At 70.3% G+C, this 15,456-nt stretch carries 16 protein-coding genes and 1 pseudogene; 8 read left to right on the top strand and 9 right to left on the bottom strand.

Annotation, left to right across the window (positions count from 1 at the left end; translation table 11 throughout):
* Together QMO76_RS09180 and sigE are read right to left on the bottom strand one after the other, a co-directional pair.
* Positions 1-411 (bottom strand): hypothetical protein, encoded by a 411-nt coding sequence (locus QMO76_RS09180; RefSeq protein WP_306360768.1) that lies wholly within the window; start codon positions 409-411, stop codon positions 1-3.
* A gap of 64 nt (positions 412-475) precedes the next feature.
* Entirely contained in the window at positions 476-1,144 is a 669-nt protein-coding gene (sigE, locus tag QMO76_RS09175; protein ID WP_306360767.1) for an RNA polymerase sigma factor SigE, read from the bottom strand.
* Between the two features lie 235 nt (positions 1,145-1,379).
* On the opposite strand from sigE, the gene QMO76_RS09170 reads away from it, so the two are divergent.
* The 6 genes from QMO76_RS09170 (at position 1,380) to QMO76_RS09145 (ending at position 6,893) form a co-directional block, all read left to right on the top strand.
* Positions 1,380-2,027, top strand: coding sequence for an O-methyltransferase (locus QMO76_RS09170; protein WP_306360766.1), 648 nt, complete (start codon positions 1,380-1,382; stop codon positions 2,025-2,027).
* A 212-nt stretch (positions 2,028-2,239) separates the two neighbouring features.
* Entirely contained in the window at positions 2,240-2,968 is a 729-nt protein-coding gene (locus tag QMO76_RS09165) for a phosphodiesterase (RefSeq protein WP_306360765.1), read from the top strand.
* Positions 2,969-3,167: 199 nt separating this feature from the next.
* On the top strand, positions 3,168-3,836 hold the full coding sequence (locus QMO76_RS09160) for a TetR/AcrR family transcriptional regulator (protein WP_306360764.1): 669 nt from the start codon (positions 3,168-3,170) through the stop codon (positions 3,834-3,836).
* Positions 3,837-3,868: 32 nt separating this feature from the next.
* Positions 3,869-4,798 (top strand): ABC transporter ATP-binding protein, encoded by a 930-nt coding sequence (locus QMO76_RS09155; RefSeq protein WP_306360763.1) that lies wholly within the window; start codon positions 3,869-3,871, stop codon positions 4,796-4,798.
* Positions 4,795-6,447: an ABC transporter permease gene (locus QMO76_RS09150; protein ID WP_306360762.1), complete on the top strand. Its 1,653-nt coding sequence runs from the start codon at positions 4,795-4,797 to the stop codon at positions 6,445-6,447. Before QMO76_RS09155 ends, QMO76_RS09150 begins: the two co-directional genes overlap by 4 nt.
* Positions 6,448-6,671: 224 nt before the next feature.
* Entirely contained in the window at positions 6,672-6,893 is a 222-nt protein-coding gene (locus tag QMO76_RS09145; RefSeq protein WP_306360761.1) for a hypothetical protein, read from the top strand.
* 139 nt (positions 6,894-7,032) lie between these two features.
* On the opposite strand, the gene QMO76_RS09140 is transcribed toward QMO76_RS09145, so the two are convergent.
* Positions 7,033-8,238, bottom strand: a complete 1,206-nt coding sequence (locus QMO76_RS09140) for a hypothetical protein (protein ID WP_306360760.1) — start codon at positions 8,236-8,238, stop codon at positions 7,033-7,035.
* Between the two features lie 74 nt (positions 8,239-8,312).
* The gene (gene glgC / locus QMO76_RS09135; RefSeq protein WP_306360759.1) at positions 8,313-9,527 is read right to left on the bottom strand and encodes a glucose-1-phosphate adenylyltransferase; all 1,215 of its coding nucleotides are present in this window, start codon (positions 9,525-9,527) and stop codon (positions 8,313-8,315) included.
* Between the two features lie 302 nt (positions 9,528-9,829).
* Between glgC and glgA the strand changes: the two genes are divergently transcribed.
* Together glgA and QMO76_RS09125 are read left to right on the top strand one after the other, a co-directional pair.
* Positions 9,830-10,999 carry a glycogen synthase gene (gene glgA / locus QMO76_RS09130; protein WP_306361131.1) on the top strand — a complete coding sequence of 390 codons (1,170 nt, stop codon included), beginning with the start codon at positions 9,830-9,832 and terminating at the stop codon, positions 10,997-10,999.
* A 43-nt stretch (positions 11,000-11,042) separates the two neighbouring features.
* Entirely contained in the window at positions 11,043-11,165 is a 123-nt protein-coding gene (locus QMO76_RS09125) for a hypothetical protein (RefSeq protein ID WP_306360758.1), read from the top strand.
* Here the strand turns inward: QMO76_RS09125 and QMO76_RS09120 are convergent.
* The 5 genes and pseudogenes from QMO76_RS09120 to QMO76_RS09100 form a co-directional block, all read right to left on the bottom strand.
* On the bottom strand, positions 11,162-11,677 hold the full coding sequence (locus QMO76_RS09120; RefSeq protein WP_306360757.1) for a nitroreductase family deazaflavin-dependent oxidoreductase: 516 nt from the start codon (positions 11,675-11,677) through the stop codon (positions 11,162-11,164). The genes QMO76_RS09125 and QMO76_RS09120 overlap by 4 nt on opposite strands.
* 310 nt (positions 11,678-11,987) lie before the next feature.
* Positions 11,988-13,133 carry a putative RNA methyltransferase gene (locus tag QMO76_RS09115; protein WP_372341930.1) on the bottom strand — a complete coding sequence of 382 codons (1,146 nt, stop codon included), beginning with the start codon at positions 13,131-13,133 and terminating at the stop codon, positions 11,988-11,990.
* Between the two features lie 15 nt (positions 13,134-13,148).
* Positions 13,149-13,316 (bottom strand): DUF3117 domain-containing protein, encoded by a 168-nt coding sequence (locus QMO76_RS09110; protein ID WP_306360756.1) that lies wholly within the window; start codon positions 13,314-13,316, stop codon positions 13,149-13,151.
* Positions 13,317-13,489: 173 nt separating this feature from the next.
* Positions 13,490-14,056 carry a DNA-3-methyladenine glycosylase I gene (locus QMO76_RS09105; protein ID WP_306360755.1) on the bottom strand — a complete coding sequence of 189 codons (567 nt, stop codon included), beginning with the start codon at positions 14,054-14,056 and terminating at the stop codon, positions 13,490-13,492.
* An 866-nt stretch (positions 14,057-14,922) separates the two neighbouring features.
* Positions 14,923-15,219, bottom strand: a pseudogene (locus tag QMO76_RS09100) (DivIVA domain-containing protein); the annotation flags it as partial.
* Positions 15,220-15,456 lie beyond the last annotated feature (237 nt).

Genomic DNA, 15,456 nt, shown 5'->3' with positions numbered 1-15,456 from the left:
CTACTTGCGCCACCACGCCGTCCACCGCCTGCTGTCGAGCGAATCTTGGCGCATGCCGAAGGAACTCGCTCCCGCGGCGAACATGCCGTGGTCGGCGGACGGGCCGGGGGCGGGGCGCTGCGGCGGGGTGGGCTCCGCGCCGGGCAGCTCCGAAATGGGGATACGGCTCAGAGTGTCGTGCAGCCGCAGCGGCGCGGTGATGTGGCTCGACTGCCGCAGCGCGATCCGCGCCTGCTGCTGGGACTCCACCTCGGCCGCGCATTCGGGGCACACCGACAGGTGGTGCGAGGCGCGCAGATACGCGTTCATCCGCAGCTCACCGTCCACGTACGCGGCAACGGCCTCGGTGGCCAGATGCTCGGTGGGGGCGAATCGAGGCGGACGCTTCGGCGTTCTGTCCTCGCCATTCATGTGGTGCACACCCTTCCGGAACGACCTCGGCAGTGCCGGGAACAACGGACACAGCCCGCAAGGTTTACCCGACCTTCGCGGCGTCGAAACGCCGCTGTGTCCCATTATGCTCGAGGTATTCGCGCAGTGCTTGCCGTCCCCGGTGGATTCGGCTGCGCACGGTGCCCAGTTTCACACCCAGGGTGGCGCCGATCTCCTCGTAGGACAGTCCCTCGATGTCACAGAGGACGACCGCCGCGCGGAACTCCGGCGCCAGCGCGGCCAGCGCCGACTGCAGGTTCGGGTCCAGGTTCGCGTCGTGGTAGAGCTGCTCCGGACCCGGACCCTCGGACGGCACCCGGTCGTAGTCCTCCGGCAGCGCCTCCATCCGGATGCGGTTGCGGCGGCGAACCATGTCGAGGAACAGGTTGGTGGTGATGCGGTGCAGCCACCCCTCGAAGGTCCCCGGCTGGTAGTTCGACAGCGAGCGGAAGACGCGGATGAAGGTTTCCTGGGTCAGGTCCTCGGCGTCCTGCGGGTCACCGGTCAGCCGATAGGCGAGGCGATAGACGCGATCGGCATGCTCGCGCACCAGATCGTCCCAGGAGGGCATCATGGTGCGGTCGCCGGTGGCGTCGAAGGCGGCCGTCCCGCTGAGGGGCTCGTCCGCGAAGGATTCGCCGTCCAGCGCGATATCGCTGTCCGGCGGGATCTGCTCGGGAAGATTGGCGTGTTCACGCGCCGCGTCGACCATGTGGATGGGGTTACCTCCTACTCGGGACCGTGAACGTCGGTACGGGGTACAACCGAAGGGTTGGCTCGAGTTGTTCCCGAACCGGGCTCGCGGTCGCTGGCCTGGCGTTGGCGATTACTCTTCCCGGTCCCGATGTGGCAGCCGTATGCGCAGGCTGAGGGACACCTGAGAAAATTCGCCACACCGGTCGGTCACCGGCACGCGATAGGGGCGTCGCGCCGTTAGCCTCATATCCGTGAGCCAGACTCCCGCGGCATCGAACCTGCAGCGCAACCTCGCATACGTCGAGGAATCCGTGGCCGAGGACGAAATTCTCGTCGCCGCCCGCGAACGCGCCGTCGAACTGGGTGCGTCTCCGGTGCCGCCCGCGGTCGGGGCGCTGCTCAGCATGTACGCCCAGCTGCTGGGGGCCAAGGCCGTGGTGGAGGTGGGTACCGGTGCCGGGATCAGCGGGCTGTGGCTGCTGGACGGCATGCACTCCGAGGGCACCCTCACCACCATCGACTCCGAACCCGAACACCAGCGGGCCGCCCGGGAGGCGTTCCGCGCCGCCGACATCGCACCCGCCCGCACCCGGCTCATCAACGGCCGTGCCCTGGACGTGCTGCCGCGCCTCGCGGACGGGGCCTACGACCTGGTGTTCATCGACGGCGCGCCGTTGGAGCACCCGCAGTATGTGGAGCAGGGTGTGCGCCTGCTCCGCGAAGGCGGCGCGATTCTGCTGCACAATGCCCTGCTCGGCGGACGCGTCCCCGACCCGGCCCAGCGCGACCCGGCGACCCAGGCGGTCCGCGCCGCCACCCGCGCCGTCGCGGAGGACCCACAGCTGACCAGCGTCCTGATCCCGGTCGGCGACGGGCTGCTCTGCGCCTCCCGCGGCTGAGCCCGCGGGCGAAGCGCCGCGCCGGGTGTGTGGAGTGCCGTGCTGGCTCGGCTCGCGGCGTGCCGGTCGTGTCCGGGCTCGCGTCGGTCGGCGACTCCCGCACGGTGCGGCGGTCGGCCGCGCGTGGGCAGGTTGGGCGGTGGGGGGACGGTTCGGGGCTGCGTCTGCGGGTATTGCTCGCGAGAGCCGAGTGATTCGAGAGGTGCAGACGAATGGCTATAGCCGACGGCATGATCCGCGGAGTGTTCGCGGCGGCCGCGCGTGTGCGCGACGCCCGTGTCTTCCATCCGATCGGGCTGCCGTTGACCGGCGCGCTGCACGCCGTGGACGGTACCTACAAGCAACTGCTGGGTAGCGCGGATCGTCCTGTGCTGGCGCGGATTTCGAAGGGCGTCGGATTGCCCGACGGTGTGCCGGATGTGCTCGGATTGGCGGTGCGCGTACTCGATCGGCACGACCGCCCGTGGGATCTGGCGCCGGCCACCACGGGCACCGGCGCACTGAGCCGCTTCCTGATCACGCCCGCGCTGGGGTGGTCGAGTGCGTACTACGGCAGTCTGATGGCCTATCGCTTCGGGGGCGGACCGGTCGAGTGGATATTCGCCGAACCCGATGCGGCCCAACCCGAATCGCCGTCGCTCGGGGCGATGTCCACCCATGTGCGGGGGCACCGGCTCGGCTTCACCCTCCAGGCCGCGCCGCTGTTCGGTCCCAAACGGACCCTCGCCGAGATCACCGTCGCCGAACCGGAGATCGGCGAACACGCCGGTCCGGGATTCTTCGATCCGGTCCGCAATCTGCCGCCGGAGGTGGAGTTGCTGCCGCGCCCGGTGACCGCCGTGCGTGAATGGGCCTATACGGGCAGCCGCCGCGGCCGCCACGAGACCGTCGCCGTAGCGACCAAGGGCGTGGCCGGATTGCAGGGCATGCCCGAGCACTGACGGGCGGGGTGCTGCGATGCCCTGTGGCGGGACGCCTCGCGATGGCTGCCCGCGCTATTCGAACTTGCGGAATTCTGCTGTGCGGAACAAAGCCGCCGAGCTGAACTTGCTGTGCGGAATGTCCGCGCGGGGCAGGCGGCGACCGGGAGCGCGTCGGGTCTTGCGGAGGCATTGAACGCCTGTTTAGTATGTTGAACGTGTGTTCAACCGATCAGCCGTACCGCAAGGATCCGCCGCGGATCTGAGTACTCGCGCCCGTATCCGGGACGCCGCCATCGCCGTATTCGGTGAGCAGGGCTTCGGGGTAGGCGTACGCGCGATCGCCACGGCCGCCGGCGTCTCGCCCGGCCTCGTGAACCACCACTTCGGATCGAAGGACGGGCTGCGCGAGGCGTGCGACGAGCACGTCCGCGCGGTGGTGCGGGCGGCCAAGGTCGTGTCCATGGAACGGCCGTCACCGTCGGGGCTGCTGCGGCAGATCGCCGAGATCGAGGAGTACGCGCCCCTCATCGCCTACCTGGTGCGCAGCTTTCAGGCCGGAGGCAGTCTGGCCGCCGCCTTCTTCGAGCATATGGTCGAGGACGTCGAGCACTATCTGAGCGCCGGTATCGCGGCCGGAACCCTGCGCGCCCCCAGCGATCTCACGGCCACGGCCCGCTTCCTGGCGACCACCACCGGCGGCGGCATGATGATGTTCCTGCAGCTCTACGCGACCGAGCAGCCCGGCCCCGTCGACTACCGGAAGGCCCTGCGCGAGTACGCCGACCGCATGATGCTGCCCGCCCTCGAGCTCTACACCCACGGTCTGCTGACCGACTCCATGATGCTCGACACCCTGCTCGCGCAGCGGCAGGACCACCCCCCGTAACTACCGGATCCTGCTTCCGGCAAGGAGATTCGATGAACGCCTCGACCACCCCGGCCATCTCGGTCCGGGACCTGCACAAACATTTCGGGCAGGTGCGCGCACTGGACGGCCTCGACCTCGAGGTCACCGCGGGGGAGGTGCACGGCTTCCTCGGACCGAACGGGGCGGGCAAGTCCACCACCATCCGCGTCCTGCTCGGCGTGCTGTCCCGCACCTCGGGCGAGGCCCGGGTGTTCGGCCGCGACCCCTGGGCCGACGCCGTCGCCCTGCACCGTGACATCGCTTATGTGCCAGGCGATGTCACGCTCTGGCCGACACTGAGCGGCGGGGAGACCATCGACCTGCTCGGGCGGATGCGCGGCGGCATCGACGCCGCCCGCCGCGCCGAGCTGATCGAGCGCTTCGAACTGGATCCCGAGAAGAAGGCCCGCACCTACTCCAAGGGCAATCGGCAGAAAGTCGCTCTCGTCTCCGCGTTCTCGTCCCGCGCCAGCCTGCTCCTGCTGGACGAGCCCACCTCCGGCCTGGACCCGCTCATGGAGCAGGTGTTCAACGACTGCGTGGCCGAGGCGTCGCGTCGCGGCTGCACCGTCCTGCTGTCCAGTCACATCCTGTCCGAGGTGGAGAAGCTGTGCCAGCGCGTGACCATCATCCGCGCCGGACGCACCGTGGAAACGGGCAGCCTGCGCCAGCTGCGGCATTTGAGCCGCACCTCCATCACCGCCGAATTGACCGGTGAACCGGGCGATCTCGACCGCCTGCCCGGCGTCGCCGACGTGAGCCTCGACAACCACACGCTGCGCTGCCAGGTGGACGCCGAGCACCTCGGCGAGTTCGTCCGCGTGCTGGGCGCGGCGGGCGTGCGCAGCCTGGTCAGCCAGCCGCCGACGCTGGAGGAACTGTTCCTGCGTCACTACTCGCACAATGGCGAGCGGGCGTCCGAGGCGGGGGCGGTGCGATGACAACCGCCGCGCCGCCGCGCCCGCGCGCCACCGAAACGGTGTTCCGCGCGGCCGATTTCGCCGGTACCGGCCAGATGCTGCGATTGTTCCTGCGCCGCGACCGCATCGTGCTGCCGCTGTGGGTGCTGCTGCTGTCACTGCCGCTGGGCAGCGTGTACATCGAGAGCATCACCTCGGTGTACCCCGACGAGGCCGGGCGGGTCGGCTTCGCCCGGTCGATTCTGGCCAGCCCCGCCCAGCTCGCCATGTACGGCCCGGTCTACAACACCAGTCTCGGCGCGGTCGGGATCTGGAAGGCGGGCATGTTCTTCACGCTGCTCGGAATCGCCACGATTCTCACCGTTGTCCGGCACACCCGGGCCGAAGAGGAAACGGGGCGCGGGGAACTGGTGGCCTCCACCCGGATCGGCCGGTTCGCCGGGCTCACCGCGGCGCTCGTCCTCGGCTTCGGCGGCGCGCTCGCCACCGGTCTGCTTGGCACGCTGAGCCTGTTGGGCACGTCGGTACCCGCTTCGGGTTCACTGGCTTTCGGGCTGGCACTGGCCGGTTCCGGCGCGGTCTTCGCGGCCGTGGCGGCGGTGGCCGCACAGGTGTCGCCGAGCGCCCGCACGGCGCGCGGTATCGCCTTCGCGGTACTGGCCGCCGCCTACACGCTGCGGGCCATCGGCGACGCCCGGGCCGGGGACGGGCCCACCTCGGTGCTCACCTGGCTGTCCCCGCAGGGGTGGTCGATGCAGGTGCGGGCGTACGCGGGTGACCACTTCGCGGTGCTGCTGCTGCACCTGGCCACGGTGATCGTGCTGACCGTCGTCGCCTACACCCTGCTGGCGCACCGCGATCTCGGCGGCGGTCTCATCGCCGAACGGATGGGCTCGGCGCAGGCCGGGCGCGCGCTGTCCGGCCCATTGGGGCTGGCGTGGCGGTTGCAACGCGGCTCGCTGCTGGCATGGACCGTCGGACTCGGGTTGTACGGGTTGGTGTTCGGCAGTGTGGTGCACGGCATCAGCGACGAACTCGGCGACAGCGACACGGTTCGCGAGCTGATCCAGCGCATGGGCGGTTCGCAGCTGCTGGAGGATTCGATGCTCAACTACGGATTCACCATGTTGAGCGTGGCCGCCACCGCCTACGCCATCTCGGCGGCGCTGCGCCTGCACGGCGAGGAAGCCGCCCAGCACGCGGAGGCGGTGCTCACCGTCGCGGTGTCCCGAATCCGCTGGGCCGCATCGCATCTGGCCTTCGCCCTGTTGGGTCCGGTGGTGGTGCTGGCCGTGGCCGGGACCGTGGGCGGGCTGGTGTACGGGCGGTCCGCCGGAGATGTGAGCGGCAGGTTCGGCGCCGTGCTGGGCGCGGCCCTGGTGCAGCTGCCCGCCATCTGGTTGATGGTCGGCGTCGTGATCGTCCTGTTCGGCCTCGCGCCGCGCTGGACTCCGGTCGCCTGGGGCGTATTCGTCTCCGCCGTGGCGGTATTCCTGCTGGGCGCGATTTCCGGAGCCCCGCAATGGTTCCGCAATCTCGACCCCTACCAGCATGCGCCGAAACTCCCGGGCGCGGAGTTCACGGCCACGCCGCTGGTGGTTCTCACGCTGCTGGCGGCGATCCTGATCGCGGTGGGGCTGCTCGGGTTCCGTCGCCGTGATCTGCGATAGGGCGCACCGGCGCTGATCCGAGACGCGTGCCGCCGATGCCCGGACGAAGCATCGGCGGCACGTGGCGCTGTGGGGTCGCTGGACGCGGAATCCCTGGCGCACCGTGGATTTCCGACCGGTCGGTAAGCCTCAGAAGTCTGTGAACTCGTGCGGAACCCTGGATTTCCCCGCGCGCCCGGTGGTACACGAATGGTGGGGGAATGGAAGGATGAGGAGGTGCGGCAATGTACGAAGGAGCGCTGCTCGGCGCACATCTGCCGTCGGGATGGCTGTGGCCCGCGCTGATCCTGTTCGGCGGTGTGGTTTTCGTGGCACTGCTGGTGCTGCTGCTCGTCAGCGGGGCGCGGTTCGACGACCATCAGGGCGGCATCACGCCGAGCCCGTCACCGGGATCGTGCGCCCCGTTCTGCACCGAACCGGTCTACGCCCCCGCTCCCCAGCGTTGAGTCGCCGTGCGGCCGGACCACCGCACCGTGGCATCGGGTCCCGCGTGAATGTCGAGGGGCACGCCATATTTCGCGCCATCGAGCCGGTCGCCCGCGTTCGGCTCCAGCGGGGTGCCGACAATCTTCGGTGCGCAGCGCGCTAGAGACTATTGGCCAGCAGCGCGTATTGCGCGGTCGCCTTCTGCTGCACCGACGCCTCCGAATCCGTATTGACCAGCGCCACATAGCGCTTGTAGGCCACATAGCAGCGGTACACGCCGTCGCCGCTGCTCGAGCGCGGCAACCGCATGCACTTCGTATCCGGCACCTTGTCCGGCGCCGGACCGCTCACCCAGCGCTCGCCCAGGCTGCCGATCAGCCCGTCGACCAGACTCCGTCCGGCCGCGGCGTCGCGCACGCGGAACAGGACGTTCTCCTCGGTCACGCTCATGGCGTCCAGTCCGACGTCGTCGACCAACTGCTGCCGTTCGGCCTGATCGGGCGCACCCAGCACCAGCACGTTCGAACCGTAGACCGCGAAGTCGTTCGGATCCGGGGTGCGCCCGTCGCGGCTGTCCACCAGGGTCCGCGCCAGCATGCGGCCCGGGTCGGCGGGCAGCTCGTCCACCCGGTCGGCGGGCGTGGGCTCGAAGGCGTCCACCAGCGGCACCTGGGCGTCCAGGGTCTTGCGCGCCCACGACACCAGATCCTGCTCGTCGGCGCGCGGCCGGGACACGAACACCGCGATGACGAACTCCTTGCGCGGCATGGTCATTCCGATATTCGGCACGCCCGGCCGCCAGTGCGCGAAGGCATCGGGATACTCGGCGATGGTGAGCTTGCGGTTCTGCTCGCGGGCCACGTCGAAATCGGCGTCCTCGAGTTCCCGCGCGGCCAGTTTGGCGGCGTCCTCCGACGGGAAGCGCAGCAGTCGAACGGTCACCGTGGTACTCGTCGGATCGGGGGCGTCCGAACCCGCCGGGTCGGGCCGGTCGGAACCACTGGCCGCATAGCCCGCTATGAAGCCGCGATTCTCCAGAATCGGCCGCGACACCCCCGACAGATTGCTCACCTCGATCACCGTGTCCGCATCGGGCAGCACGATGCCGCCGCGACCGACCGTGAGCGACGGATCGATCCGCACCGCGGGCGTGACCGCCTCGGCCATGCGTATTCCCTCCAGCACCGCGCCGGAACCGGCGGCGCGCTCCGCATAGGTGTAGCGGTCGACCGGGTAGGAACCGGTGTCGAGAGTGCGGACGTCGATCTCGCCCGGCGTCGGCGTGCCGGACACACCGCATCCGGCGAGTAGCGCCGTCACGGCCAGACAGGTCGCGGCGGTGGCGGCACGTGCGGCGCGTCCCATGATGCTCCCTCCCGCGCGGCCGAGCGGCGCGCGTCACCCCCTCGATTCTCTGGCCCGTGCGGGCGGCTGTCCACCTATACCCAGATGCCCTTGCCGACGGTCACCACACCGCCGTTGCTCACCGCGAACCGTTCCCGGTCCCGCTCCAGATCCACGCCGATGATCTCGCCCTCCGAAACCACCACGTTCTTGTCCAGAATGGCGTGCCGCACCACCGCGCCGCGCCCGATCCGCACACCCGGCATGAGCACACTGCCCTCCACCGTGGCGCCGTCCTCCACGAACACATTCGAGAACAGCACCGAATTGCGGACGGTGGCCGCCGACAGGATGCTGCCCGCGCCCACGATCGACTCCTGCGCCAGCCCGCCGCGGCCGAACTTGGCGGGCGGGAGGTTCTCGGCCGCGCCCCGAATCGGCCAGTGCCGGTTGTACAGATCGAATACCGGATCCACCGACACCAGATCCATATGCGCGTCGTAGAAGGCGTCGATGGTGCCCACATCGCGCCAGTAGCCCCGATTGCGCTCGGTGGAGCCGGGCACGTCGTTGCGGGCGAAGTCGTAGACCGACGCCTGCCCGGCGCGCACCAGCCCCGGAATGATGTCGCCGCCCATATCGTGATCGGAGTCGGTGTTGTCGGCGTCCGCGCGGATGGCGTCCACCAGCACCTTGGTGGTGAAGACGTAATTGCCCATGGAGGCGAAGGTGGAGTTCGGGTCGTCCGGGGTGCCCGGCGGGTGCACCGGCTTCTCCAGGAATCCGATAATGCGGCCGGACTCGTCGGAGTCGATGCAGCCGAAGGCGCTGGCGGCGCTGCGCGGCACCCGGATTCCCGCGACCGTCACGCCCGCGCCGGATTCGATGTGGTGCGACACCATCTGCTCGGGATCCATGCGGTACACGTGATCCGCGCCGAACACCACGATGTACTCCGGGTCCTCGTCGTAGATGAGGTTCAGCGACTGCATGATGGCGTCGGCGCTGCCGGTGTACCAGCGCGGCCCCAACCGCTGCTGCGCGGGCACCGGGGTGATGTACTCGCCGCCGAAACCCGACAGCCGCCAGGTCTGGGAGATGTGGCGGTCCAGCGAATGCGACTTGTACTGGGTGAGGACACAGATCCGCAGGTATCCGGCGTTCACCAGGTTCGACAACACGAAGTCGATGAGGCGGTATGCCCCGCCGAACGGCACCGCGGGCTTGGCCCGGTCCTTGGTGAGCGGGAAGAGTCGCTTGCCCTCGCCACCGGCGAGCACGATCCCGAGTACGTGCGGCTGGCTCCTCACATCCCCCAACTTACTGTGTCGATTTGCCCTGCGCTGTGCTGATTGCCCTCCGCTGCGCTCCGGGCGGGTCCGCTGCGCCGGAGGTCTCGGTGCTTCCCTCCCTCCGCTCCTCCGCTTCGCTCCCCCGCTCCGGTCAGTCCGGAACCGAGACGCGCCGCGAACCTGGGATCTGGGGGTTTGTGGTTCGCGAGCTGGGGTTCGGGCTGGGAGGTGTGGGGCCGTTCGTGGCGTTGGGTGTGTCTCGAGGGCGCGCAGCGTTTAGGTTGGAGCGCGTGGAATACGGCGCGGACGGTGGACGCGAACTGCGCGTTGCCATGATGACCCGCGAATACCCGCCCGAGGTGTACGGCGGGGCGGGCGTGCACGTCACCCAGCTGGTGCCGCGATTGCGGCGGCTGTGTGACGTCACCGTGCACTGCATGGGGGTGCCGCGCACCGACGCCGTGGTGCACCAGCCCGATCCCATGCTGTACGCCGCCAATTCGGCGTTGCAGATGATGTCGGCGCAGCTGCGCATGGCCGATGCCGCGGGCGGAGCCGACGTGGTGCACTCGCACACCTGGTACACCGGGCTGGCCGGGCATCTGGCCGCCGAGCTGTACGGCATTCCGCATGTGCTCACCGCGCATTCGCTGGAACCGAGGCGGCCGTGGAAGGCCGAACAGCTGGGCGGGGGATACCGGCTCTCGTCCTGGTCCGAGCGCAATGCCATGGCCGCCGCCGACGCGGTGATCGCGGTGAGCTCCGGCATGCGGGCCGACGTCCTCGACGCCTACCCGGACCTCGATCCCGAGCGAGTGCACGTGGTGCACAACGGGATCGACGCGCAGACCTGGCATCCCGGCGGACCGCCCGAGGGCGTGCGCGACGTGCTGGCCGAACTGGGGGTGCGCCGGGACCGGCCGATCGTGGCCTTCGTCGGGCGGATCACCCAGCAGAAGGGCGTCTCGCATCTGCTGGCGGCGGCGCGGAGGCTGGACCCGGAGATCCAGTTGGTGTTGTGCGCGGGCGCGCCCGATACGCCCCGGCTGGAGGCCGAGGTGGCGGATTCGGTGCAGGACCTGAGTCGTCGGCGCGGCTCGGTGTTCTGGGTGCGGGAGATGCTGCCCACCGAGATGGTGCGGCAGATCCTCTCCGCGGCAAGCGTTTTCGTCTGCCCCTCGGTGTACGAACCGCTGGGGATCGTGAATCTGGAGGCCATGGCCTGCGGGACCGCGGTGGTGGCGTCGGATGTGGGCGGCATCCCGGAGGTGGTGTCCGACGGGGTGACCGGGCGGCTGGTGCCCTACCACGCGCACGACACCGTGGGCTTCGAGGAATCCCTGGCCCGCGTCATCGAGGCCGTCGCGGGCGATCCGCTGACCGCCGAGGCCATGGGCGCGGCCGGAAGGGCCCGCGCCATCGCCGAATTCGACTGGAACCGGATCGCCGCGCAGACGGTGCGGATCTACGACGGGGTGCGCAAGAACTAGGCCGCGCCGCGGTGCCGGGCCACGCGCCGCCGGGGAACGCGCCGTGACGCCGAACCCGGTCGGCACGCTCGGCGCGGCGGTCATGCACGGCGCGGTGGTGGCGGCGCGGTGGTGGCGGCGCGGTGGTGGCGGCGCGGCAGGTTCCCGCGGCGGTGCGAACGCCTAGGCGTCGGTGCGGCGCAGGGCGAACAGGCGCAGTTCGCGGCTGGTGCGGCCCTTGTAGGCGGTGTACGCCTGCGTGGTCTCCTCGAAGCGGGCGAAGACGGCCGCCTGCCGCTCGGGATCGGTGACGCGGGTGGCCGTCACCGGGATCCGCTGCCCGGCGATGGTCACCGTACCGGTCGGATCGGCCAGCAGATTGCCCGTCCACGCCGGATGGGTGGCCTGACCGAAATTGCTGCCGATCACGTACAGCACATCGCCGTCGTGCACATACAGCAGCGGCGTGGTGCGCGGCTGACCCGACTTGCGGCCGGTGGTGGTCAACAGGATCACCGGGGCGCCGATCGGACCCAGCACGGTGTACTTGCCCGCCGTGCGCTCCAGCACCCGCCGATCCAGCGGCGTGAGCTTGCGGATCACCGTCGACCCCACGGCCGTCGCCGCGAAAGAACTTGCCGCCCGCCGAAGCAGACCTGTCTGCGGACCCCACCGCCGATCCGGGAACTGAGCGCTCATGCGGAGAACCGTACCGACACACCCGGGTACGGCGGTACTTCGAGGAGTGGCGGGCCACGAGCCCGCCGGTGATGACGAGCGCCGGACTCGGCGGCGGTGACGGGTAGGCATCACGGCCGGGCGGCGGGGTACGTGGGCGACACGGCAGTGTCGGCAGGAGTAGTTGGGCGGCGCGGAGGGGACCAGTAGGGATAGGTGGGCGTCACGGCCGTGGCGGCGGGGCAGGTGGGCGACACGGCAGGACCGGTAAGGGTAGATGAGTGGCACGGCCCCGGCCGCGGGCGATCCGCTCGCACCGGCTCCGGGCGCGTCAGGCGCGCGGGCGGTATATCGACACCGTGACCGAGGCGGTCACCGGGTACGGCTCGGGCAGTGTCGCGATGCGCTCGGCGCGGGTGTCGGCGGCGTGGAAGGCCGACGGGCCCATTTGCACCACGTGGCGGATATCGGCGTGGCCGAGTGTCATCGCGTACTCCACCTGCGTGCGCTCCAGCAGTTCGAACCGCGCGCTCAGCGATTCCGTCAGCCGATCCTGTTTGTCCGCGTCCACCCGCACCATCCGGAGCGGCTCGATGAGCTCACCCAGATGCCGCTCGGTCGGCGTGACCACCACGAACCGGCCCTCCGGCGCCAGCACCCGCGCCACCTCGTCCGCATTGCGCGGCGCGAAGACGCACAGCACGGCATCGAGCACCTCGTCGCGCACCGGCAGTCCCCGCCAGGCGTCGGCCAGCACCGCCGCCGCCCGCCCATGCGCCCGCGCACACCGCCGCACCGCCGGTTTCGACACATCCATCGCGATCCCGCGCGCGGCGGGCACCGCGTCCAGCACCGCACCCAGGTAGTAGCCGGTTCCCGCGCCGACCTCCAGTACCGCCGTGGACGGTCCGTTCCGACGTGTCGGCACCGCCGGGTTCGCACGGCCGCCGCGGGCGATGTCGCGCGGTGTCGCGTCGGGCAGCAGGGTGGCCACGAGTCGGGCCGTCGACGCCATACGGGCGGTCCCGGGCCGGGCGAGTCGTGGGCTCGCGCTGTCCGCCGGATCACCTGCGATCGATCCGCCGGGAGGTGCCGGGCGGGCAGCGGGAGGGCGCGGTCGAATGCTCATCTCCACCGCACCGGCCACGACCGCGGCTATCGGCGCGAAATGGCCCGCGGTCTGGAAGGCGGCGCGGGCCTCCAGCATGGCCGGCGTGTCGCCGGTCATCTTTGTGGATGATCCGGTGAGGAGGCTGACGTAGCCCTGTTTGGCGAGGTCGAAGGAGTGGCCCCGGGGGCAGCGCAGGGTGCGGTCCCGGCCGGCGAGGTCCCGGCCGCACTCCGGGCAGGAGAGTAGGTCGGCGCATGCGAAGAGCCGCTCGGCCGGGCCCGGTGCGGGACCGGTGAGCGGTTCGGTGTCGCCGAGTTGCGTCGTCGCGGTGCCGGCGAGCCGGTCCACCGGGTCGGTGTGGCTCACCGGCGGGTCAGGCTGCTAGCCGGTGACACTCTTGAGTTCGTCACCGAGCGCCGCGGCTTCCTCCGGCGTGAGCTCGACGACCAGACGCCCGCCACCCTCGAGTGGAACCCGCATGACGATTCCACGCCCTTCCTTGGTTGCCTCGAGGGGACCGTCCCCGGTGCGGGGCTTCATGGCCGCCATCCTCTGCTCCCTCCAGATCTGCGCGGTCTGCTGCGCACTTTCATGGAACTCCAGTTGTCACCAACTGGCAGCCCGCGCGTATGTGGCGGGCCGCACCGCACCCATTCTTCCCTATCGCCGATCGGGGCGGGTACCTGAGTTCCAAAAACCGACCGTTGTGGCGCGTGCGGGTGCTATGGGCGTACCCAGCAATCGGCCACGTGATCGTCCACCATTCCGGTCGCCTGCATCAGTGCGTAGGTCGTCGTGGGACCGACGAAACGGAAGCCGCGCTTCTTCAGATCTTTTGCGAGAGCGGTGGATTCGGCTGTGACCGCGGGCACATCGGCCAGCGTCGCCGGGCGCGGACACGGCCCCGGCGCGTACGACCAGAGCAGTTCGTCGAGGCCGGTGTCGAGCTCCCGGGCAACCTTGGCGTTGGTGATACAAGCCTCGATTTTGGCGCGATTGCGTACTATGCCCGGATCTCCGAGCAATCGTTCCACGTCGGAATCGCCGAACGTCGCCACCCGCTCGATCTCGAACCCGTCGAACGCCGCCCGGAATGCGGGCCGCTTCCGCAGAATCGTGATCCAGGAAAGCCCGGACTGAAACGCCTCCAGACACATCCGTTCGAACAATGCGTCATCCCCGTGCAGCGGCTTTCCCCATTCCTGGTCGTGGTAGTCCCGATACAGCTGCGATCCGGTCGACCAGCCGCAGCGAACCAGGCCGTCACCGGTGGATTCCAGCTCGGTCACCGCTCGTCCGCCTCCGCGTCCGGAGTGGAGATACCGGGCACGATGCCGGGCATCCCCCGGCCGTCCGGCGGGCCCGCCGCGGGCGCGGGGTCCGGGGATTCGGCCGCGGATTGCGCGGGCGTAGTCCGGTTCAGCGAACTGGACCCGGCCGCAGCGGACCCGTCGCCTGCCGCGGCACCGCCCGCCGGGCCACCGTACGGATGCCCGACCGGTGGAACCGCCCGCGAGTCCGCGGCGGTCGGGGATCCGCCGACGGGTGCGCCCCTCGTGGTGTCGGTCGGTGCGGAGAACCGGACGTCATGGGCTCCACCATGGGGTGGTTCGCCGGGGGTCGGCCGGGCGGTGTGGGTGTCGAAGCGGCTCGCCGCCGTGCCGGGGACGAAGGGTGCGGCGTAGGGAGTCGCGCCCGCCGGGGGAGCGGCGGTCCCGTTCGCGTGCTCCCCCGAGTGAGCGGTGCCGTAGCCGAGGTCGCCGCGGGAAGAGTGGGTGCCGTGGCCGAGGTCGCCGTGGGAAGAGTGGGTGCCGTGGCCGAGGTCGCCGTGGGAAGCGCTGGTGCCGTCGTAGTGATAGCCCGCGTGGGTGCCGCCCGGATCGTCGCGGCGATCGTCCGAGTGCGTGCCGTTCGTCTCTCCCGGTCGGATGGCGCGGTCGCCGGATTCGCGGGAGTGGGGGGCGTCGCCGGGAACGGGGCCGAGCGGCGGGGTGCTGGACTCTCCCGAGTGTGTGCTGCGTTCGGGGTGGCTGCCCGGCTGAGCGGTGCCATTGGCGGCATCGCGCTGCGGGGTGGTGGGGTGCTCGCGCTGCGGGGTGGTGGGGTGCTCGCGCTGCGGGGTGGTGGGCAGCTCGCGCTGCGGGGTGCCGTTGTCGGGTACGGGGTGGCCCGCGCGGGCCTGGGCCAGCTGCCATTCGAGTTCGTCGATGCGGGCGGCGAGACGGGTCAGGGCCCAGTCGACCTCACCGGCCTTGTAGCCGCGCAGCACCTGCTGGAAGCGCAGGGCGCGCACGTCGCCGCCGGTGATGCCGTCGACGGGGAGCACGGTGGCGGTGGTGCCCTCGGGGAGGGGGCCCAGCTCCTCGGACCGGCCGAAAACCGCGCTGGCGACCAGGAAAAGCAGCGCGGCCACCAGGCCGACGATCAGCACGTACAGAAGCAGCGTGAGCATGGGTTCGAGCTTAGGTGGCGTCCGGAGGCGGGGGTTGGCGCGGTCCCGGCGGAATTCGGTCGTCGAATTCGGTTGCGGGAGGGGGGCGTGGCGGTGGGTGCGGTCCCGCGCCTGGGTGCGGTGGCGCGGGACCGCGGTGGCTGTCGGTACACGCTGTCCGACAGCGTCAACGGTACACCGAAGTTAAATGTTCGGGTGGGCGAAACAGGTGGGCGTGTTGTGGTGCGCCGAGGTGGT

This window comes from Nocardia sp. CC227C (assembly GCF_030767025.1).
Lineage (GTDB): Bacteria > Actinomycetota > Actinomycetes > Mycobacteriales > Mycobacteriaceae > Nocardia.
Note: the sequence above shows the minus strand (reverse complement) of the source record. Positions and strands in the feature narration are given on the sequence as shown.